18 protein-coding genes and 2 rRNA genes are annotated in these 21,354 nt (G+C 44.8%); all 20 read right to left on the bottom strand.

Going from position 1 to position 21,354, the window contains the following annotated elements; translation table 11 throughout:
* Window positions 1-40: 40 nt before the first annotated feature.
* A complete protein-coding gene (gene gmk, locus Q8P28_01360; GenBank protein ID MDP2681441.1) occupies window positions 41-718 on the bottom strand; it encodes a guanylate kinase in 678 nt (225 codons plus the stop codon).
* Window positions 708-1,616, bottom strand: coding sequence for a YicC/YloC family endoribonuclease (locus Q8P28_01355; GenBank protein ID MDP2681440.1), 909 nt, complete (start codon window positions 1,614-1,616; stop codon window positions 708-710). The genes gmk and Q8P28_01355 overlap by 11 nt, the downstream gene beginning before the upstream one ends.
* Window positions 1,609-2,166, bottom strand: a complete 558-nt coding sequence (locus Q8P28_01350) for a DUF4416 family protein (protein MDP2681439.1) — start codon at window positions 2,164-2,166, stop codon at window positions 1,609-1,611. The genes Q8P28_01355 and Q8P28_01350 overlap by 8 nt, the downstream gene beginning before the upstream one ends.
* Complete coding sequence (rfaE1, locus tag Q8P28_01345) at window positions 2,163-3,176, bottom strand: D-glycero-beta-D-manno-heptose-7-phosphate kinase (protein ID MDP2681438.1); 1,014 nt, start codon at window positions 3,174-3,176, stop codon at window positions 2,163-2,165. The genes Q8P28_01350 and rfaE1 overlap by 4 nt, the downstream gene beginning before the upstream one ends.
* The gene (locus Q8P28_01340; GenBank protein MDP2681437.1) at window positions 3,173-4,351 is read right to left on the bottom strand and encodes a glycosyltransferase family 4 protein; all 1,179 of its coding nucleotides are present in this window, start codon (window positions 4,349-4,351) and stop codon (window positions 3,173-3,175) included. Before Q8P28_01340 ends, rfaE1 begins: the two co-directional genes overlap by 4 nt.
* Window positions 4,352-4,358: 7 nt before the next feature.
* The gene (locus Q8P28_01335) at window positions 4,359-5,651 is read right to left on the bottom strand and encodes a nucleotide sugar dehydrogenase (protein ID MDP2681436.1); all 1,293 of its coding nucleotides are present in this window, start codon (window positions 5,649-5,651) and stop codon (window positions 4,359-4,361) included.
* 34 nt (window positions 5,652-5,685) lie between these two features.
* Window positions 5,686-6,972, bottom strand: coding sequence for a serine--tRNA ligase (serS, locus tag Q8P28_01330; GenBank protein ID MDP2681435.1), 1,287 nt, complete (start codon window positions 6,970-6,972; stop codon window positions 5,686-5,688).
* Window positions 6,973-6,974: 2 nt separating this feature from the next.
* Entirely contained in the window at window positions 6,975-7,586 is a 612-nt protein-coding gene (locus tag Q8P28_01325) for a flavin prenyltransferase UbiX (GenBank protein MDP2681434.1), read from the bottom strand.
* Window positions 7,587-7,589: 3 nt separating this feature from the next.
* Window positions 7,590-9,101 carry a DegQ family serine endoprotease gene (locus Q8P28_01320; GenBank protein ID MDP2681433.1) on the bottom strand — a complete coding sequence of 504 codons (1,512 nt, stop codon included), beginning with the start codon at window positions 9,099-9,101 and terminating at the stop codon, window positions 7,590-7,592.
* A gap of 192 nt (window positions 9,102-9,293) precedes the next feature.
* Window positions 9,294-9,743 carry an Hsp20/alpha crystallin family protein gene (locus Q8P28_01315; protein ID MDP2681432.1) on the bottom strand — a complete coding sequence of 150 codons (450 nt, stop codon included), beginning with the start codon at window positions 9,741-9,743 and terminating at the stop codon, window positions 9,294-9,296.
* 109 nt (window positions 9,744-9,852) lie between these two features.
* A complete protein-coding gene (gene clpB / locus Q8P28_01310; GenBank protein MDP2681431.1) occupies window positions 9,853-12,462 on the bottom strand; it encodes an ATP-dependent chaperone ClpB in 2,610 nt (869 codons plus the stop codon).
* Window positions 12,463-12,634: 172 nt separating this feature from the next.
* Window positions 12,635-13,141, bottom strand: a complete 507-nt coding sequence (locus Q8P28_01305; GenBank protein ID MDP2681430.1) for an NADH-quinone oxidoreductase subunit B family protein — start codon at window positions 13,139-13,141, stop codon at window positions 12,635-12,637.
* Complete coding sequence (locus tag Q8P28_01300; GenBank protein ID MDP2681429.1) at window positions 13,138-14,724, bottom strand: NADH-quinone oxidoreductase subunit C; 1,587 nt, start codon at window positions 14,722-14,724, stop codon at window positions 13,138-13,140. The genes Q8P28_01305 and Q8P28_01300 overlap by 4 nt, the downstream gene beginning before the upstream one ends.
* A 4-nt stretch (window positions 14,725-14,728) precedes the next feature.
* Window positions 14,729-16,177, bottom strand: coding sequence for a hydrogenase 4 subunit F (locus Q8P28_01295; protein ID MDP2681428.1), 1,449 nt, complete (start codon window positions 16,175-16,177; stop codon window positions 14,729-14,731).
* A complete protein-coding gene (locus Q8P28_01290) occupies window positions 16,174-16,839 on the bottom strand; it encodes a formate hydrogenlyase (protein MDP2681427.1) in 666 nt (221 codons plus the stop codon). Before Q8P28_01290 ends, Q8P28_01295 begins: the two co-directional genes overlap by 4 nt.
* Window positions 16,840-16,866: 27 nt before the next feature.
* A complete protein-coding gene (locus Q8P28_01285) occupies window positions 16,867-17,811 on the bottom strand; it encodes an NADH-quinone oxidoreductase subunit H (GenBank protein MDP2681426.1) in 945 nt (314 codons plus the stop codon).
* Between the two features lie 34 nt (window positions 17,812-17,845).
* Window positions 17,846-19,924: a hydrogenase 4 subunit B gene (hyfB, locus tag Q8P28_01280; protein MDP2681425.1), complete on the bottom strand. Its 2,079-nt coding sequence runs from the start codon at window positions 19,922-19,924 to the stop codon at window positions 17,846-17,848.
* A 7-nt stretch (window positions 19,925-19,931) separates the two neighbouring features.
* Window positions 19,932-20,477 carry a helix-turn-helix domain-containing protein gene (locus tag Q8P28_01275; GenBank protein ID MDP2681424.1) on the bottom strand — a complete coding sequence of 182 codons (546 nt, stop codon included), beginning with the start codon at window positions 20,475-20,477 and terminating at the stop codon, window positions 19,932-19,934.
* A 154-nt stretch (window positions 20,478-20,631) separates the two neighbouring features.
* Window positions 20,632-20,748: ribosomal RNA gene (gene rrf, locus Q8P28_01270) — 5S ribosomal RNA — on the bottom strand.
* A gap of 74 nt (window positions 20,749-20,822) precedes the next feature.
* A 23S ribosomal RNA gene (locus Q8P28_01265) occupies window positions 20,823-21,354 on the bottom strand; the annotation flags it as partial.

Raw genomic sequence — 21,354 nt, 5'->3', positions numbered from 1 at the left:
CCTATAATGTTCACGCTCAAAAATTGTCACGTGAACTACTTCATTCTTTCAGAAACGTGGGATAAAGCCCCTTAAGCTTTCCCATCATCCTTTCTCTTTTGCTTCTCTCAGCTATTATAACTGATTTAAGCCTTTCAAACGCATCTTCAAGGTTTTCATTTATAATAACATACTCATACCAGAACATTTCTTTTATCTCGTTTCTAGCATTTTCCAATCTGCTTAAAATTGCCTCATAACTATCCTTACCCCTGTTTCTAATCCTTTTTTCACAGTCCTCCAATGATGGTGGAAGGACAAATATAAAGACCCCTGAAATTTGAAATTTGAAATTTACAATTTGCAGTTTTATTTGCCTTGCACCCTGGACATCTATATCAAGGATTATATCCAATCCGCCTACAAGCAGTTTTTTAGTCTCGTTGAATGATGTTCCGTACCTATTTCCATGAACCTCTGCCCATTCAAGAAACTCCCCTTTATTAATCATTTCCTGGAAGGTCTCTTTAGTTATAAAGTGGTAATCAATTCCGTCTTTTTCACCATCCCTGGGAGACCTCGTTGTGTAAGATACAGAATGCCTTAAATCATGGAAATAGTCAACCGCCTTCCTGCAAAGTGTTGTCTTGCCGGCGCCGGAAGGAGCAGAGACAATAAAAAGTATGCCGTTGCCGCCTGTCGCTGACTGCTGACTATTGCTTGCTTCTTTATTCGACATTCTGAACCTGTTCCCGTATCTTCTCCAGCTCTGCCTTTGCTGAAACAACCAGAGTGGATAATTCAAAGTCATTGGCCTTTGAGCCAATGGTATTTATCTCTCGCAAAACCTCCTGGCACAGAAAATCCGCCTTTCTGCCCGACCCATCCTTCGGATGGGCGCCCAGTTCATCTAATCCGAGCATATTTTTAAATTGCGTTAAATGGCTCTTTAACCTTACCAGTTCCTCTGTAATACTGCTTCGCTCGGCAAAAACGGCAACCTCTGTTAATAATCGAGCCTCATCTACATCTGCGCCGCTAAGAATATCGGCCATCCTCTGCCTTAGTTTCTCTCTATATGCCTCTGATATAATCGGCGCTCGTTTTTCCATTTTTGAGACAATATCCTCCATGTAATCAAGCCTTAAACCTATATCTTTTGCAAGGGCGCAGCCTTCTTCCTCCCTCATCTTTAAGAGAGAATTTAATGCGCTTTCCAAACCAGATTTAAGCCCATTCCAATCCATTCCATGATTGCGCTCTATACCGCTAAAAGAAAATATATCCTTGAATTTCAAAAGTAGTGATATGTCAATCTCTTCTTGTCTGAGCCCAAGTTCTTTTTGAAGTTCCCGGATAACGTCAATATAATATCTGGCCAATGGAATATTGGGCTTCAATTGTCCTGCTGCTTCTCCAAGAGATGTGCCAAGAGACGTGATTGCTACAGATAACGAACCTCTTGAGCAAGACTTTTTGATAATATCTCTAATCTTATTTTCCAATAGGAAAAACCTGTCCGGGGCCTTTATATTTATCTCAAGAAAGCGATGATTTACACTCTTTATTTCAAGAGAAAACCTGCCTTCCCCAATTGAAAAAAGAGCTGCGCCGCAGCCCGTCATGCTCTTAAGCACTTGTAGACCACATATTTTGAAGTTGGTGCGCATACCTCTGCCTAATTTCTTTCAGGAGTCTTCTCATATTAGCTTCGGCGTAATCCGAAAATGTCCACTCCAGCGGCTGAAATCCATCGCCCTTGTAAATAAGGGTTAAGTCAGCATATACGCCGTTTATTAGATATATCCTGTGGGAGAAATTCTTACAGCTTGCAAGAACCATCTTTTCCATGGAGATATAGCCCGGGTCTATATTTATTATCCTCTTCCCATCTTCCTTGAGATATTCATCCTCAATTGAGTTTGTAAAAAGCTTTATATCCGGTAGTGAGTCGGGTTTAATAAGTTTTTCAAAGGATGCAATCTTTCTGAACAACCCTTCCCCCATCTCATCTTTATAATAGTCGGTATGGCTAAAATCCAGCCTTTCGCTTAAAATATCCATGCCGCCGAATCTGTCTTCCATCTTTTTTAAAACAGGTTTTGTAAGCCCGTTTATAATCCCATTATCAGAGGTTATAAGGCTTGTTATTAGTTTAACTAAATGCGGCTCCTTTGGTTTACTCATCTTCCTTTCTTCGCTCCGAGTCCATTTCCAACAGCCTTCTTTAATTCTTCCGGTGTAACAGTGGCTGTCCCCACCTTGCCGACTACAATGCCTGCCGCAAAATTGGATATCACTGCCGCCTCCTTGAAACTTGCGCCGGAGGCAATTGCCAGAGCAACCGTGCCTATAACAGTATCTCCTGCGCCGCTTACATCATAAACCTCTTTCGCAACAGTGGGGATGTGCGTTATCCCGCCATTATTTTCAAACAGGCTCATGCCATGCTCCCCCCTTGTTATAAGAATCGCATCACTTCCGAGTTTATTGAGAAGAACCTCGCCTGCCCGCAAAAGGCTTGCGTCATCTTCGATATCTATGCCGGATGCCTGTGATGCCTCATCATTATTAGGAGTTATTATGCTGACATTTTTATAAAAATCAAAATGGCTGACCTTTGGATCAACAGCAACAGGTTTATTCTTTTTCCTGGCAATATTTATCACCTCTTCCACAAGTTCTTCGGATATCACACCTTTGGCATAATCTGATATAACAATAGCATCCACTGAGCCTATCTTCTTTTTTGTATGGTCTATTATTGCCTTCATTGCATCAAGATGTATCTTGTCCCTTTTCTCCCTATCAAACCTTACTACCTGCTGGCTATGGGCTATAATCCTCGTCTTTACAGAGGTCGGCCTATCGCCTTCAACAATAACACCGTCTGACGGTATTCCTTTTTGCTTAAGTTCATGGACGAGCTTTTTACCGGCGTCATCTTTCCCAATAACGCCGCATACAAGAACCCTGCCGCCGAGACTGTGGATATTATTTACAACATTTGCGGCGCCGCCCAGCATAAGGCTCTCCGAATTAATCTCTACAACAGGGACAGGGGCCTCCGGCGATATGCGCCTCACCTTTCCCCAGATGAAATGATCCATTACCAGATCGCCTATAACAAGGACAGTCCCTTTTTTAAAATTACCAAGGATCTCAACCCCTCTGTTATATTTTAAAATAGACCTCACCCCTTTAGACCCCCTCTGACCTCATCAATAAGCCTTAAAAATCTCTCTACATTTCTTTCTATGCTGTAGTTTACAACAGTCATCCGCGCTTCCCTGCCTACGGCCTGCCTTGCCCTTTCATCCAGCAAAGGCTTAATCTTCTCCGCAATCTCTTCAGGGTTTGCAGGAACATCTATAATCATCCCATCCTTTCCATCAGTGAGTATCTCTGATACCCCGTTTATCCTTGATGTTACAACAGGAAGCCCGCTTGCCATTGCCTCCATGCAGGCATTGCTGAAAGGTTCATATATGGACGGCAGGATAAATATATCCGCTGCAGAGTAATAACCTTGCACATCTTTCACGGGACCTGTAAATATCACATCCTTTCCTATTCCAAGCCTGTCCGCCGCATTCTTATATTTTCTAATCTTCCCCTTGCCTGCAACAATGAGTTTCAGCTTGTTATAACCGTTTCTTTTTAAAATACCTACAGCCTCTATAAGAAACCAGAGGCCTTTTCTATCAAAACCAGAACCCACAAATAAAAGCGCTATTTCATCTTTTATGTTAAGTTTTTCCCTATAGGCAGCCCTGATTTTATCTCTGCAACCAAGGTCAAATTCATTAATATCAATCCCGTTATATATAACACAAATATTATCTTCAGGCAATTTATAATGCCTTATTATCTCCTCTTTGCCGCGGTTTGAGTTCGCAACGACAAATTTTAGTTTTTTGCTTTTAAAAAGTTTTTTTTCCAGATAAAGGATGGTAAGGTGCCGCGGATTAAAATATACAATGAATTGCTTTAGAAGCAATATTATTTGACTTGTGACTTGTGACTTGTGACTTGTGACTTGTCTTCTCTGTATCAGCCATTCTTTATGGCACCCATCTCCTGCGCGGTAGATATCCTGATACAAAGTCCTTTCAAAACTTACGATAACATCAGGAGCGGTTCTTTTTACGGCAAACCAGGCATTTACAGCAAACGACAACAAACGCAGGAACGAAGGACCGAATGTTTTTACCTTGTGCCATATGACGCCGTCTTTTATATCCTCATCCCACTTTGCAGCAAACAGATGGCAGGTATGCCCGTTTTTAATGAGTTCATCAATGAATCTGGAGAGAAAAACCTCTGCCCCGCCGTAAGGGGTATAGCGCATCCTTATAAGGCCTATATTCAATCTATCTTCACAACCTCACAATCTTTTCCGATTTAATCCCCTTCGCTGCATTACGGGTATCCACAACCACCTTTGAGCGCTTTACAATCCATGCATAGTTATAAACAGAATGGTCTGTTACAATAACAACACAATCAGATTTAGCAAGGAGATTTGGTGTAAGTTTAAATGATTTAAGTTTGCCGGATTCAATTGATAATTCTTTTACTAAAGGGTCATTGTAAGATACCTTTGCCCCTTTTTTAATTAAATGTTCCATAATATCCAGCGCAGGGGATTCTCTTATATCGTCCACATCCTTTTTATATGCGACCCCGATTATCAGGATCTTTGCGCCTTTCAATGCCTTTCCTTTTTGATTGAGCGCATTGACAACCTTTTCTACAACATACCCCGGCATGGATGAATTTATCTCGGATGCAAGTTCAATAAACTTAGCATTGTAGTTCAACGTCCTCATCTTCCATGAAAGATAAGATGGGTCAATTGGTATGCAGTGGCCGCCAAGTCCAGGCCCAGGATAAAAAGGCATGAAACCAAAAGGTTTTGTCCTTGCCGCATCTATTACTTCCCAGACGTCTATATTCAGCTTATTGCACATAATTGCAACCTCATTTGCAAGGCCAATATTTATTGCCCTGAATGTATTTTCAAGTATCTTCACCATCTCTGCTGCGCGCGCAGAGCTTACAGGGACTATTCTTTCTATCGCCTGTCCGTAAAGAAGACCGGCAAGTTTAAGGCAATTTTTCGTAATGCCTCCTATAACCTTCGGGGTATTCTTTGTTTGATAGATTTTGTTCCCCGGGTCAACCCTTTCAGGAGAAAATGCAAGATAGAAATCTCTGCCGGCCTTAAAGCCCTTTGCCTCAAGCATAGGGAGGATAACATCTTCGGTTGTTCCAGGATATGTGGTGCTCTCAAGAACTATAAGCTGCCCTTTTCTCAAATTTCTGGAAACCGCGTCTGTTGCCGCAATTATATACGACATATCCGGATCTTTTGTCTTGCTCAAAGGTGTGGGGACACAAATGCTTATGGCATCCATCCCGCTGAGTTTATTGAAGTTAGCAGTTGCAATAAACCTTTCCTTTTTTATCTCTTTTGCAAAATCCGCGCTTTTTACATCCTTTACATACGACTCGCCTCTGTTTGCCTTCCTGACTTTAACTTCATCAACATCAAAGCCTGTTACTCTGAAACCTGCCTTTGCAAATTCCAGCGCCAACGGCAAACCCACATACCCAAGACCTATAATACCAATCCTTGCAGTCTTGTTCTTTATCTTCTCTTCAAGCAAGACAATCCCTCCTTTTGTACCCCACCAAACCTGCTTACTGCTTACCGCTTACTATCCTTTCTACCCCTCCCATATACGGTCTGAGGGCCTCCGGGATTATTACGCTTCCATCTTCCTGCTGAAAATTTTCCAGTATGGCAACCAAAGTCCTGCCCACAGCAAGACCGGAGCCGTTAAGGGTATGGACAAATCTGGGCTTTCCTCCATCTTTTGGTTTATATTTTATATTCGCCCTCCGCGCCTGAAAATCCTCAAAATTGCTGCATGATGATATCTCCCTGTATTTGCCCTGGCCGGGAAGCCAGACCTCTATGTCGTAAGTCTTTGCGGATGAAAAGCCTATATCGCCGGCACAGAGCTCAACAACACGGTAATGCAAGCCGAGTTTCTGTAATATCTTTTCCGCGTCTGATGTGAGTTTTTCCAACTCATCATAAGATGTTTCCGGTTTTGCAAATTTTACTAATTCCACCTTGTTGAACTGATGCTGCCTTATAAGCCCCTTCACATCCTTGCCGTATGAACCGGCCTCTTTTCTGAAACATGGCGTATATGCCGTGTAATAGATTGGCAATTCTCCCTCTTTCAATATCTCATCTCTAAAGATATTTGTAACAGGAACCTCTGCGGTAGGTATAAGAAAATGATCCCATCCTTCTATCTTAAACAGGTCGTCTTCAAACTTTGGAAGCTGGCCTGTCCCTGTCATACATGCCCTGTTTACCATAAAAGGCGGGAGGACCTCTATATATCCGTTCTCCCGCGTATGCACATCCAGCATAAAATTGATAAGCGCCCTTTCTAAAAGCGCACCCAGACCTTTATACAATGTAAATCTGGCGCCGGCTATTTTACTTCCCCGCTCAAAATCCAGAATGCCGAGGTTGACACCTATTTCGCTGTGATCTCTTGGTGTAAAGGCAATTTGATGAAGGTTGCCGTATCTTCTGACTTCTCTATTATCATCCGGTGTCTTACCTTCGGGAACTGTTGCGTGCTGGATGTTGGGGATAATCAATAACGCATTTTTAACTTTTTCTTCCCATTCACTTAAAAAAGCCTCTTGATTTTTTATTGTGTCTGAAAGTTCTTTTGCCTTGAATAATAATTCTGATACATCCTGTCCCTGTTTTCTGCCTACTCCAACCTTGTTAGAAATCTCATTCAACTTTTGGCGATGGTTTTCAACAGCGGAAAGTATCGTTTTCCTTTCTTTTTCGTTTTTGAGAAAGTCATCAAATACAGATATATCATAATGCCTCTTCTCAAGGGCTTTGATTACTTTCTCTGGATTTTCTCTTGCAAATTTTATATCCAGCATAACTATTTCCCGCCACCCCATCTTTTATACAATCTATTCTCGATTCCCATTGCGTCCAGAATCTTGCCCACGACAAAATCAACGAGGTCTTCCATTTTTTTTGGTTTGTGATAAAAGGCCGGCATTGCAGGTATTATATGCGCATTCATTTTACAGAGCTTTAACATGTTTTCAAGGTGTATCTGATTTAAAGGTGTTTCCCGCGGGACAATAATGAGCCTCCCCTTTTCCTTTAATACAACATCTGCCGTCCGTTCAATCAGGTTTCCAGATATGCCTGATGCAATTCTTGCCAACGTACCCATGGAGCACGGACATACAACCATATCACGAATAAGGGATGAACCGCTGCTCAGTTGAGAAGAAATATCGTTTGAAGGATAGTAGTTTATCTTGCCCCTGGTTCTGCCAAAATATTTTCTCAAGCCCTTTGCAACACCAAGTCTATCGCCTTTTAGTCTTAAACCTGTCTCTTGCTCCAGAACCAGAAAACCAGAAGGGGAGATGATTACTGCCGTATCATCTCCCCTTTTCAGAAGTTCCTGTATAAGCCTCAAGCCGTACAGCGTCCCGCTGGCGCCTGTTATGGCAACAATTCTGGTATTTTTCCGCAATCCCTAATCCTTTGCTTTCACCTTTATGGCAACATAAAATGTCCTGCCGCCACTGACTATCTGGAAGAGAACAGTATCGTCCTTAGAAACTGCCTTCATTGCCTCTTTGTATTCCTTGAGATCCTTAATATCTTTTCTATTCACCTGTTTTATAATATCACCGTTCTTTATACCTGCTTCCGCAACAGGACTATTAGGCTTGACCTTAACCACCAATACACCTTTTGTATCCTTGAGATCCATCCTTTGGGCTATTTCAGGGGTTATTGACTGAACTGAAAGCCCAAACCTTTTCTCCGGCGTTCCCTCTTCCTTCCCCTCAACTGCCGCGGCCTCTTCCTCTTCTTTCATCTTTCCTACAGTAATTGAAATATCCTTTTGCTTGCCGTCTCTTATAATCTTTACCTTAACGGTTTTGCCGGGGGCAATAGAGGCAACAGTCCTCGGCAAATCGCTTACCTCGTTTATTTCTTTGCCATCAAACTCCACAATAATATCGCCCGGCTTTATCCCTGCCTTATCAGCAGGCTCACCCTCCTGCACAGAGGATACCAGCGCGCCTTGCTTGTCTTTCAGGCCGAAAGACTTTGCAAGGTCAGGCGTCACCTCCTGAATACCGACGCCTATCCATCCCCTCGTAACACTGCCCTTTTCTTTTAACTGAAGAAGTATATCCTTTGCCATATTGATAGGCGTGGCAAAACCAACGCCCTGGCCGCCTGCAATGATTGCGGTATTTATTCCTACAACCTCTCCCCTGAGATTAAACAGAGGACCTCCGCTATTGCCTGGATTGATAGCCGCGTCAGTCTGAATAAAATTATCATACGGCCCTGCGCCAATGACTCTGCCTTTTGCGCTTACAATACCAGCGGTAACTGTATGGCCCAAACCAAATGGATTGCCGATAGCAATAACCCATTCCCCTATCTCAATCTTGTCAGAATCCCCAAGCGCGGCAACAGACAGATCGCCGTTTGCGTCAATCTTTATAAGCGCCACATCCAGCCTTACATCCTTGCCCACGAGCTTTGCCTTATACTCCTTTTCCTTTTTATCCGAAAGTGTAACTATTATTTCTTCTGCGTTTTCCACCACATGACTATTTGTAAGGATGTATCCTTCTTTATTTATTATAAATCCTGAGCCGGCGCTCTGCCTCTTAAATTCCCTTTCCGGTGCCTCTCCTGGTAACCTGAACTCATCTTCTTCTTCAAAAGGATTTCTGAATTCAGGGAACGGAACCATCGGTTTTTGTTTTACGACCTGTGTCATGGATATGTTGACAACTACAGGGTTCAGTTCTTTTGCTAATCTTACAAATGAGTTGGGCTCAAGCTGCAACAACTCTGCCTTTTCCATTTTTTCTTTCCAGAAACTCTGGGCGTCTGTTGATGGTGTGATGCCAAATCTTGCAGTCAGCATAACACCAAGCAACAGGGATGCTATCCCGACTATCATTATACTCTTAATGCCGGTAATGCCGGATCTTTTCTTACCTGTAATATTGTCCATCTTCTTCCTCCTTTCACTGAAGCAAGCGGCATGCGCCGTTCGCTATTTTATTACACTAACATACCTCATTCGCAAATCATAAAGAATATTATCTAAAAGCCCTGCCTCTCCTTTCGTTGAGATTTCCTTTGTTTTTTTGTTTAGGCAATAAGCTAATGGATTGTTTAATTTTGCAATTTGCAATTTGCACTTTTATTTTGCCTCTACCTTTATGTGCTTAGGCTTTTGTTCTCTGATTTTTTGCAGCATAATCTCCAGAACACCATGATTATATTTTGCATTAACATTATCCTTATCCACTATATAAGGAAGGGTAAATACCCTCTGGAAGGCGCCATAGGAACGTTCCATCCTGTGATAGTTTTCTTCCTGAACATTTTTTCCAAACCTGCTTTCACCTTTCAATACAAGAATATTGTCATTTATCTCTATTTCAATATCCTTCTTTTTTATCCCCGGCAACTCCGCCTTTAGAATAATATGCTCATCTGTCTCATAAATATCCACCGGAGGATGCCAACCGCTCCTTCCCATCTCTTCGCCCGTGCCTTTTGCCCTGGAGAGGGTTTCATCAAATAAGCGGTTCATCCTTTCCTGAATGGTAAGCAGATCTTTGAACGGGTCCCATTTTAACAATGCCATAATAAAACTACCTCCCTTAACCGTTACAAATGATACTTCACCTGAAAATCACACCTTTGTCAAGACCTGTTTGGCAGTATTAATGTAAATTAACAGGAAATTAATCAAATTATTTCTTTGCGCCATGCCGCGCCTTCGACTGCTCAAACCTGAGTTTCCCTTTATCCTCGCTTACAATAATATTATCGCCTTCCCTGAATTCACCCTCAAGCAATTTACTTGCAAGGGGGTCCTGAATCTCCCTCTGGATTAGCCTTTTAAGCGGCCTTGCGCCGTATGCCGGGTCATAGCCTTCGGCAGCAAGAAAATTCTTTGCCCCTTCATCCAACGTAAGCTCAAGCTTCCTTTCCTTAAGCAGTTTCTTAAGACGCTCCACCTGTATATCCACTATTGCCTTTATGTGCTCCCTTAATAGTGGATGGAAAATGATTATATCATCAATCCTGTTCAAAAACTCCGGCTTAAATGAAACCTTAAGGCTTTCCAGCGCCCTGTTTCTTATTTCGTCATATTCATTCTCCCCCAACTCAGTCAAAAACTGGCTGCCTATATTGGATGTCATTATAATAACCGTGTTTTTAAAATCAACCGTGCGACCATGACCGTCTGTAAGCCTTCCGTCATCTAGTATCTGTAAAAGGATATTGAACACCTCGGGATGCGCCTTTTCTATCTCGTCAAAGAGAAGGACTGAATACGGCCTTCTGCGCACAGCCTCTGTGAGATAGCCGCCCTCCTCATACCCCACATAACCAGGCGGCGCGCCTATAAGCCTTGCCACAGAATGTTTTTCCATGAACTCGCTCATGTCAATCCTTACCATTGCCTGCTCGTCATCAAACAAAAACTCTGCAAGAGCCCTTGCTGTCTCCGTCTTGCCAACACCCGTCGGCCCCAGGAATATAAAAGAGCCCACAGGCCTGTTTACATCCTGAAGCCCTGCCCTCGCCCTCCTCACTGCATTGGAAACCGCCTTTATCGCCTCTTCCTGGCCCACAACCCTCTTCTTGAGCCTGTCCTCCATCTTTAACAACTTCTCCCTCTCCCCCTCCATCATCCTTGACACAGGGATGCCGGTCCACTTGGAAACTACCTCTGCGATATCCTCTGAACCAACCTCCTCCTTCAGCATACCGTGATTCCTTTGAGTCTCTGTCAGCCTTATCTGTCCCTCTTCCATATCCTTCTGAAGCTGAACAAGGACACCGTATTTTAGCTCAGCAGCCTTACCCAAATCCCCTCCCCTCTCAGCCTGTGCTGCTTTGAGTTTTGTATCCTCAATCTTTTCCTTTATCGCCGTTATCTTTCCTATCTCTGCCTTTTCCTTCTGCCATCTTGCCTTCAAACCGGTGCTTTCTTCTTTTAGATCGGCAAGCTCTTTTTCTATCTTTGCAAGCCTCTCCAGCGACGCCTTATCCGTTTCTTTTTTCAATGCCCGTTTCTCTATCTCAAGCTGTATTATGCGCCTCTCTACCTCATCTATCTCTGTGGGCATGCTGTCTATCTCAATCCTGAGCCCCGAGGCCGACTCATCTATCAAATCAATTGCCTTGTCAGGAAGAAACCTGTCAGCAATATATCTGTGGGATAGTGTGGCTGCTGCAACAATGGCAGAATCCGCAATCCTTACGCCGTGATGAACCTCGTATTTTTCCTTAAGGCCGCGCAGGATTGATATGGTGTCTTCCACAGAAGGCTCGCCCACATAAACAGGCTGAAACCGCCTTTCAAGCGCAGCGTCCTTTTCAATATGCTTTCTGTATTCATTAAGGGTGGTTGCGCCCACGCATTTAATCTCTCCACGCGCCAGCGCGGGCTTAAGCATATTAGATGCATCCATTGCGCCCTCGGCAGCGCCTGCGCCAACTAATGTATGAAGTTCATCTATGAATAAAATCACCTCACCCTGCGATTCATTAATCTCCCGCAAAATGGCCTTTAGCCTGTCCTCAAATTCACCCCTGTATTTTGTCCCTGCAATGAGCGCGCCCAGGTCCAAAGCCAGAAGCCTTTTATTCTTCAAGGTCTCAGGCACATCTCCTGACACAATCCTCTGCCCAAGGCCCTCAACAATGGCAGTCTTCCCGACCCCTGCCTCGCCGATCAGGACAGGATTATTTTTTGTCCTTCTGGAAAGAACCTGAACAACGCGCCGTATCTCATCATCCCTGCCTATCACAGGGTCAAGCTTACCCTTTCTCGCAAGCTCAACCAGATCCCTTGTATAACGCATTAGGGCCTGATATTTTTCCTCAGGGTTCTGATCTGTTACACGTTGACTGCCCCTTACAGATGCCAATGCCTTTAATATGGTGTCTTTAGTAGCTCCCTGGGCTGACAGTATCCTGCTGGCCTCGCCTGTCTTATCGTTCGCGATTGCTATGAGTATATGCTCAGTTGATACAAATTCGTCCTTAAGCCTCTGCGCCTCTTCCAATGCCTTATCAAGAATCTTCTTTAGCCCAGGCGCAAGATATACCTCCCCACCGGCGCCGGAAACCTTTGGAAGCTTTTTCAATGCATCCTCAATCTGGCCCTTTATCAAGTTTATATTTGCCCCAACCCTCTGAATTATGGGCGCAACTATGCCCCCCTCCTGGCCAATAAGCGCAAGAAGAAGATGCCCGTCGTCAACATCCTGGTGCTGATGCCTTTCAGCAATTGACTGCGCCTCCTGCAGCGCATCCTGTGATTTTATGGTAAATCTGTCAAACCGCATAATTTGATAATCCTCCGTTCAAACAACTACGATTATAATTTAGTCTTGTAGAACAATATTGTCAAGGCTACAAAAGAACCCCCGTTCCTTTTGAAAGAAACGGGGGTTCTTTTTTTAAATCCAGCGGCGTCATACTCTTTACCAATTTAGTACCATGTTATTCATTCTCGTTTCACCCAATGACTTTTAGAATACCCTGCAATATGGCAATAGGCGCAGGTGGACATCCCGGAATATAAATATTTACAGGAATAACCTTTCCAATACCGCCGAGGGAGGCATAACTCTCGCCAAATATGCCTCCATTATAACCACAGTCTCCAACTGCTACTACAAGCTTCGGCGAAGGTGTGGCATTGTAGGTTCTGCTAAGTGCAATCTCCATGTTCCGTGAAACAGGCCCTGTTACTAAAAGCATATCTGCAAACCTTGGGGAAGCGGTAAAGCGTATGCCAAATCTTTCGCAGTTATAGATTGGATTATTTATAGCATGAATCTCAAGTTCACAGCCGTTGCATGAACCTGCATCTACCTCCCTTATAGTAAGGCTTCTGCGAAAACGCTTTCTTATAGTCTCTTCAAGTCTTGCGCCTACTTCTTTTATCTCAGCCTCTACTAAAGGAGGAAGAGGCTCGGTAACAATACCTGTCCTGAATATCTGATGAAGTATCCTAATCATAGGTCGTGTCCTGAATAAGACTGATTGAAACTCTTATTACACAATGGAAAATCAGGGACAATATTCCCATGAATCGCCTGCTCCAAAGCAAGCCAGTTGACGCTGGACGGGTCTCTCACCATACACCGATTTATCTCACCCTTTGGCCCGGACTGAATCCAGTAAACAATTTCTCCGCGCCATCCTTCAACAACTGCAAAGCCAGCCATATGAGGCTGTGGGCTGGAGGCTTGAGACTGGAGATCTGGATTAGAAATCTCTCCGTCTGGCAGATTATGCAATATCTCACAAATGATTCTAATAGATTCCCTTATCTCCTCTATGCGCACCCATGCGCGGGCGTGGACATCACCTGATTGAAGGACTGCTATATTAGGAATAATGATGTTATAAGGTGGGAACGGACTCTGTATGCGGCAGTCAAGGTTCTGGCCGCTTGCCCTTGCCACAAATCCAACAACTCCTATTTCCTTTGCCTTGTCAGGACTGAGTGTGCCTGCATCCCTTACCCTGTCTTCAAGGGATGGATTTTCATCATAGATAGTAACAAGCCTTTCAAATTCATCTATTAGGCAATCCATTTCTGATAACATTTCTTCTTGAGCATTTTTTCCAATATCAACAACCACTCCGCCCGGAATAATCCTATCCATCATAAACCTGTGGCCAAAGAGTTTTAAGTTTGTGCGGAGAAGCCTCTCTTTAAGTATTGAGAACTGATATAAAAGAAATGCAAAGGCAACATCATTGCAGATTGAGCCCAAATCTCCGAGATGATTTGCTATGCGCTCCCTTTCCAGCATCAACGCCCGAAGCCATAATGCCCGCTGAGGGGGATTGCACCCTGCCATTGACTCTAACGCCCTGCAGTATGCAAGGCTGTGTGCAACAGTAGTATCACCCGATACCCTGCCTGCCAGTTTTGCGCCTTCTACCCATGATAGTGACTCAAACCTCTTTTCTATGCCTTTGTGAACATACCCGAGTTTTTCCTCAAGATTTATGATATCCTCGCCAACAGCCTGAAATCTAAAATGCCCAGGCTCAATGATACCTGCATGAACAGGACCAACAGGTATCTCATAAACCCCCTCGCCTTCTGCCTTTATGAACTGGTATTCGCCCGCCACTCTTGGCAATGGTTTTGATGCATTAAATGATTTTCTCAATGGATATGCATCCTCAGGCCAGTCCTCATGCTTTATCCAAGGCCTTGGGTCTGGATGACCAATTGGATTAACACCTATAAGACTTTTCATCTGCCGCTCAAACCGATAGGCTGAAACGAACTTCTTTATGAGGCTTGGAAATGCGGGGTCTTCAAGAGGCGCGTATGTCTTAATAATAAGATATTCTGAATCTTTTGCATAGCAGGCATAAATGCCGAAGCCTCTGCCGAAGGAAGACTCATCTGTCGCCCACTCTGCAACAAGCCTCGCCCCAGCAGATTTCATTGCCTTTGCAACTTCTGCAAACCGTTCTCGCGGAACGATACAGGCAGGTACATCTTTAGGATACTGCCCTTCATCAAATCTTGCCTCTATTCCTATCAAAGAAATTGTATTGTCTTTTAGTGTGCTCATATTTTTATTTAAATAAGGCCACTGCAGTATTAAACCACTCAGCCAGAAAATTTGGCATATAGATGCCAATGATAAGCACCAATACCATGTGCAAAATCACCGGCAGATGGGCGACTTTTAAAAACTGCTGGTTTGCAGGAATCTCACCGGCAATCATTGGTTGAACCCTTCTGAAAAGCGCTGCGAATGTAACGGCAAGCCCCAAAAGAAGAAAAGGCGCTAAAAACGGCGCATTCTTTATGGTTGCTGTCAATATAAGAAATTCGCTCGTAAATATACCGAATGGCGGCATACCGGCAATTGCCATAACGCCGAGCATGAGCCCCCATCCAACAAGCGGGTTTCCCCTTATGAGACCCTTTATCTTGCTCATCTCCTGCGTGCCGTGCATCTGTGAGGCATGGCCTACGGTGAAAAATATGGATGATTTTGTCAAGCTGTGCATCAGCATATGCAGTAATGCGCCGAACGTGGCTATGGGCCCGCCGAGACCAAAGGCAAAGGTTGCTATGCCCATATGCTCTATGGATGAATATGCGAACATCCGTTTTATATCCTTCTGCCTCAAAAGGGAAAAGGCGGCCACAAGAATAGATAAAAGCCCAAACCCCATCATTATATAGCCGGCCTGATGCGTGCCTGTAGCGCCGTCAACAAGAACCTTGCACCTCACCAGCGCATAGAGGGCAATATTTAACAATAATCCGGAGAGGACAGCAGAGATTGGCGTCGGGCCTTCGCTGTGCGCATCAGGAAGCCAGTTGTGTAAAGGGACAAGTCCCACCTTTGTGCCGTAACCAACCATTAAGAATACAAAGGCAAGCGAGAGAACCGTTGGCTCAAGTTTATCTTTTACCTGATTTAAGTTTGTCCAGAGAAGAGCCTCGCCGCCTTCGCCCAAAACCTTTTCTGCGGCAAAGTAGAGAAGAACAGTGCCGAAGAGCGCCAGGGCTATACCTACGCCGCAGAGGATAAAATATTTCCATGCAGCCTCAATCGCCGTAGGTGTGCGGTAGAGAGAGACCAGAAGAACAGTGGACAGGGTGGCAAGCTCCATTGCTATCCATAAAACCCCGAGATTGTTTGTAAGAAGCGCAAGAAGCATGGCAAAGATAAAAAGCTGGAACATGGCGTGATAAAATCGCATGCCCCAGTGCCCAACACGGCCATGTTCCCTTTCCCGGCGCATATACCTCCTGCTGAAGATGGCGGTTGTCATTGATACAAATGATGTGAGAACAGCGAGATAGACATTAAAGGCATCAACAAAAAAAAATTTGTTGCCTGCTATTATCGGCCCGTGCCTGTAGACCTGAACCGCAAGACCAACCCCTGCCAGAAATGTGGCGGCAGAGCCGAGGATGTTTATCTCAGGCGCATATTTCCTGTCGCCCACAAAGGCAAGGATGACCGCCGCAAAAAATGATATGCCTAATAGAATGAGAAGTATCAGTCTTCCTCCTTGAGTCTCGCCATCTGCTCCACATCAAGCGACTCAAAGGTGGCGCTGATATGGAAAAAGAATATGCCGAATATGAATGCTGCGATCAGGATGTCGAGCGCAACACCGAGTTCAACAACAAGCGGCATGCCGTAGGTTGCGCTTGTAGCCGCAAAGAAGAGCCCGTTCTCCATTGCCAGAAATCCTATAATCTGCGTAACCGCATGCCTCCTGGTAATCATCATGAGAAGCCCTAACATGACAGTTGCAAGGGCGACCGCAAGGGTGGACTTTGTTACAAGCGTAGAAAGTTCCCGTATAGGAGCGGTCAGGTGATAAGAGAATATCACAATGGCAATCCCCATGAGCATGGTAGTTGGGATATTTACCACGGTATCTATATCCTTCCGTATCCGCAAGCGGATTATAAGGACATGGAGTATATACGGCAGCAGTATCACCTTAATGGCCAGAGTCAAAACAGATGAAATATAAAGATGGTGCGCGCCTGCAACAAATCCCACAACTGCCGTGCTTATTGAAAGAAATAGTCCCTGCCATGCAAAGAGATGCAAAAGCCCGTATATCCTCCTTTGTACAAGAAGTCCGAAGGCCGTAAGGAGAATGAGTGCGGCAAGAACGCTGTTTATCTGAGCCGCAATGTTTGTAGACATACTTATAACCCCTAATCCCTGCCTTATTTATTCCAGCATAAAATACGAAAGCATCCCTAATGTGGCGAACAGGAATGCGCTTCCTAAAAATTCAGACACACGAAAGATTCGCATCTTTGCCAGCCCTGTCTCTATTAAAACAAGGCCAACACCGGCAACGGCCAGCTTTATTGCAAGAAAAAGAACGGCTAACACAACCGTTGTTATGTCATTTTTATCAGCAATGCCCCATGGAAAGAAAGACGCTATCCCCAGTGTTGTAAAAAGAAAGAGTTTCATCATGCTGCCCCATTCCATGAGCGCAAGATGTCTTCCAGAATATTCCAGTATCATGGCCTCATGTATCATTGTTAATTCCAGATGGGTAGCCGGATTGTCCACTGGTATCCTTCCGGTTTCCGCCAATGTAATTAATATAAATGCTAAAAGCGCAAATGCAAGCGACGGCCTCAGTATCAGCAGCCCATGGCCAAGCGCTGTTACTATCTGCGAGAGGGATGTTGAATGGCTGACCAGCGATACGGCGAATATCGCCATCAGCATAGCGGGTTCCGCAAGCGATGCTACCATCATCTCGCGGCTTGACCCCATGCCGCCAAAGGTTGTGCCGATATCCATCCCGGCAAGGGCAGTAAAAAATCTTGCAATCGCAAAGAGCGCCACTATCACAATTGCGTCTGCTGTTAAGGCCAGAGATAAATCAGTAGAAATAATCGGTATAATACCTGCTGCAAGGACACTTACACCAAAGACAAGATACGGCGTAAAGCGGAATATCCACGAGGCATTTTCAGCCAGCGCTGCATCCTTATAAAATAATTTTATAATACCCATCATTGGCTGAAAAAGCCCTGCGGATGTCCTTCCCTGAAACCAGCACTTCACCATCCGTATCCAGCCTATAAAAACAGGCGATAATATCAGAACAGCGGCAATCTGAAGCATCTCTATTATAAATGGGTAAGTTTTCATCATCCTTTATCCTTTGTGAGGACTCATATTGGTTTCACCTCAAAAACATCAGAAGGACTATGATTGTTATAAATGAGTACATGAGGTATATCTGTATCCGTCCCTGTTGAAGCCTCCCAACCATTCGTGACACCCAAAAACTCGCATCGGCAACAGGTTTGTAGAGTAAATTCCAAAAACGGTCTCTCACCCGAAGGTGATAATGTAATCTTTCAGGATATGCCGTATTTCCAGTCGATTGAGTCGTTCTCACCCGTTCCCTAACATAAAAAAGAAATCCAAATATCCTCCGGATCGGCATGGAAAAACCAGTGGCAGTATATTGCATACGGCTTGTCAGTTTTTCAAAACCGCAGTTCCAGACCGGCGTCCTCCTCACAGCAGTACGGCGGGTATGGAGCAGGAGATATGTTACAGCTACCACTGACAGAATGCCGAGAAAGACAATAAAGCCTGAATACGATGCCCGCTCATGACTTATTGGCGTAAGCCACATCCAGCCGAATGCCCCTGCTGAAACAGCAAGCCTTGCCCCTACCATCTGCTCTGATAATGTATCCATCCAGCCTATTAATATTGTTGGAAATATCCCAAGCACAAGACATGCAACGGCAGAAAGCATCATTCCAATACGCATTGACCAATCCGCCTCCAATCCTCCCTTTCCCCCTTTGTAAAAGGGGGGATGTAAGGGGGGATTGCGATGTCCGCGCCAGCGGCCTAAAAATGTTATGCCGAATGCCTTGACAAAGCATGCCGCGGCAAGAGCGGCTCCAAGCGCCAGAAACGCGGCGCCGAGCGGGATTAAGAGATTAAGCAGGGCGCTTGGAAGCGCGGGCGACAAAAGAAATGCCTGAAACATAAGCCATTCTGAGACAAAGCCATTAAATGGCGGAAGCGCTGATATGGAGATGCAACCTATGAGAAAGAGAGCGGCAGTCCACGGCATTTTATGAATAAGACCGCCCATGTTTTCCATATTTCGCTCGTGGGTGGCATGAAGCGCTGCCCCTGCACCCATAAACAGAAGCCCTTTGAACATGGCATGGTTGAGTGTATGATAGAGCCCGGCTGTCAGGGCAAGTGCGGCAAGGACAGGCATTTTAAATGAGATGAATATCATTGAAAGCCCGATGCCGATAAGGATAATGCCTACGTTTTCAACAGACGAATACGCAAGCAGTCTTTTAAGGTCAACCTGCATGAGCGCGAAGAGTATCCCGAAGACGGCGGATATAAGCCCCACTATGAGCACGAGCCCTCCCCACCACCATGGGAAAACATGTATAAGGTCAAAGACAATACGGACTATGCCGTAGATGGCTGTTTTGAGCATAACTCCGCTCATCAAGGCAGAGACATTGGAGGGGGCAACCGGGTGGGCATCTGGAAGCCACACATGCAGGGGGACAACGCCTGCCTTTGCAGCAAATCCAAAAAATGCCAGCAAAAAGGCGAGGGTCGCCCATCCTGCCGGAAATGAGGTCGAACGCATGGCATCAAATGTATAACCATTAAATGTCTCAATCCCTGTTGCAAGGCCAGCCATAACGCCAAATGATAGAAGTATTGCGATTGCGCCGATATGCGCAACTACCAGATAGAGAAAGGCTGCCCGCCTATTCTCTATCTTTTCATCCTCAAACATCACAAGAAAATAGGATGATACGGCCATGACCTCCCATGAAATCATAAAGAAAAGCGCGTCATCTGCCAGAATGACTAAAAACATCCCGGCAAGAAAGATGCAGTAAAATACAATAAGACTTGTTACCGGCCTATGTTTTAATATCTCTTTTACATACCCGATTGAATAGATGGAGACAAAAAGACCTAAAAGCCCTATTACAACGAGGAAGAAGCCTGATAAGGAATCAAGTCTCATGTGAAATGGTAGATCTGGAAGTCCCAGAGGGATAGTTTTTGACAGAATAAAACCTTTTGATACTGTCCATACCCCGGCAGTAACAGCAACGGCTGAAGCAATTGCGGCAAGGGGAAAACAAAGAGATATTGCCAGTTGCTGCCGGTTTACAAAAACCACCGCAATAACAGCGGCAAACGCAAAAACAAGCATTGAAAAAGATACGAGGGTAAAGGGTGACAATGTCATTTTGTCCTTATGGCGCCGGAATAACCAGAATAATCTTTGCCTTTTTCCTGCTTATATTTTTCCAGTTGTGCGGTTTAAATGAGTTAAAATATACGCTATCCCCCTCTTCTAAAACATATTCATTCTGCTCCAGGGTAAATCCAATCCGCCCCTGTATAACAATCCCGAATTCCTCGCCGTGGCGGGACGAATATGGGTGCTCCCCGGCCTCGCCTCCGGCCTCCAGCGCCAGCATAAAAGGTTCAATCTTCTTTTTGCTTATTTCATGCGCCAGGGGCTGAATAATTGCCATAGAACCTTTACTGTATATCTTTCTCCGCTCATTCTTTCTTATTACTACACTATCTGTCTTTTGGGTGTCGTCAAAAAAATATGTAATATAGACATTGAGCGCCTTTGCAATATTTTCAAGGGAGGCAATGGATGGCGACACCTGCCCAAGCTCCAATTGTGATAAGAAGCTGGCAGATAAGCCGGTTTTATCAGCCAAATCTCTTAGAGATAATTTTTGGCTCTCTCTTAAGGCTTTTAATTTAGCCCCTATAGTAATCATAAATTGTGTTTACACTAATGGTTTACATTTGTCAAGTAATAGTTTACGGGGGTGCGCAGGCAGGTTCTCGATGATAAGAAGGATGTACCTCAATTTAAAATTTTCACAAAAATTAAAACCCCGACTCAGTTAAGAATCGGGGTTTTAATATTAAATCCCGCGACGTCCTACTCTCCCACACAGTTGCCCATGCAGTACCATCGGCCCTGGAAGGCTTAACTTCCGTGTTCGGAATGGGAACGGGTGTGACCCCTCCGGTATGGCCGCGGGAAGGCGTAAAAACTTATATTCAATTGAATAGGGGCAAAACGCTCAGAATCAGAACCCAAGCACTTAGATATTATTATGGTCAAGCCTCACGGTCAATTAGTACCGGTAAGCTCAATCCATTACTGGACTTACACATCCGGCCTATCAAACTCGTAGTCTCCAAGTGACCTTTAGGGGCCTTGCGGCCCGGGATATCTTATCTTAGGAGGGGCTTCCCACTTAGATGCTTTCAGCGGTTATCCCTTCGGCATGCAGCTACCCAGCGTTGCCCTTGGCAGAACAACTGGAACACCGGAGATGCCGCCATCCCGGTCCTCTCGTACTAGGGACAGCTTCCTTCAAATATCCTGCGCCCACATCAGATAGGGACCGAACTGTCTCACGACGTTCTGAACCCAGCTCACGTACCGCTATTAACCGGCGAACAGCCGGACCCTTGGGACCTGCTTCAGCCCCAGGATGCGATGAGCCGACATCGAGGTGCCAAACCTGGCCGTCGATATGAACTCTTGGGCCAGATCAGCCTGTTATCCCCGGCGTACCTTTTATTCGTTGAGCGATGGCCATTCCATACAGAACCACCGGATCACTAAGACCTGCTTTCGCA

Source organism: Deltaproteobacteria bacterium (assembly GCA_030690165.1).
In the GTDB taxonomy this organism is placed as follows: Bacteria; Desulfobacterota; GWC2-55-46; order UBA9637; family UBA9637; genus JACRNJ01.
Note: the sequence above shows the minus strand (reverse complement) of the source record. Positions and strands in the feature narration are given on the sequence as shown.

Bases quoted from the DNA above. Each gene is read 5' to 3' on its own strand.
- Q8P28_01300 (MDP2681429.1), bottom strand. From the start codon at position 14,724: ATGAGCACACTAAAAGACAATACAATTTCTTTGATAGGAATAGAGGCA.
- Q8P28_01350 (MDP2681439.1), bottom strand. From the start codon at position 2,166: ATGAGTAAACCAAAGGAGCCGCATTTAGTTAAACTAATAACAAGCCTT.
- clpB (MDP2681431.1), bottom strand. From the start codon at position 12,462: ATGCGGTTTGACAGATTTACCATAAAATCACAGGATGCGCTGCAGGAG.
- Q8P28_01285 (MDP2681426.1), bottom strand. From the start codon at position 17,811: ATGAAAACTTACCCATTTATAATAGAGATGCTTCAGATTGCCGCTGTT.
- Q8P28_01305 (MDP2681430.1), bottom strand. From the start codon at position 13,141: ATGATTAGGATACTTCATCAGATATTCAGGACAGGTATTGTTACCGAG.
- serS (MDP2681435.1), bottom strand. From the start codon at position 6,972: ATGCTGGATATAAAATTTGCAAGAGAAAATCCAGAGAAAGTAATCAAA.
- Q8P28_01275 (MDP2681424.1), bottom strand. From the start codon at position 20,477: ATGATTACTATAGGGGCTAAATTAAAAGCCTTAAGAGAGAGCCAAAAA.
- Q8P28_01315 (MDP2681432.1), bottom strand. From the start codon at position 9,743: ATGGCATTGTTAAAATGGGACCCGTTCAAAGATCTGCTTACCATTCAG.
- Q8P28_01320 (MDP2681433.1), bottom strand. From the start codon at position 9,101: ATGGACAATATTACAGGTAAGAAAAGATCCGGCATTACCGGCATTAAG.
- hyfB (MDP2681425.1), bottom strand. From the start codon at position 19,924: ATGACATTGTCACCCTTTACCCTCGTATCTTTTTCAATGCTTGTTTTT.
- gmk (MDP2681441.1), bottom strand. From the start codon at position 718: ATGTCGAATAAAGAAGCAAGCAATAGTCAGCAGTCAGCGACAGGCGGC.
- Q8P28_01290 (MDP2681427.1), bottom strand. From the start codon at position 16,839: ATGTCTACAAACATTGCGGCTCAGATAAACAGCGTTCTTGCCGCACTC.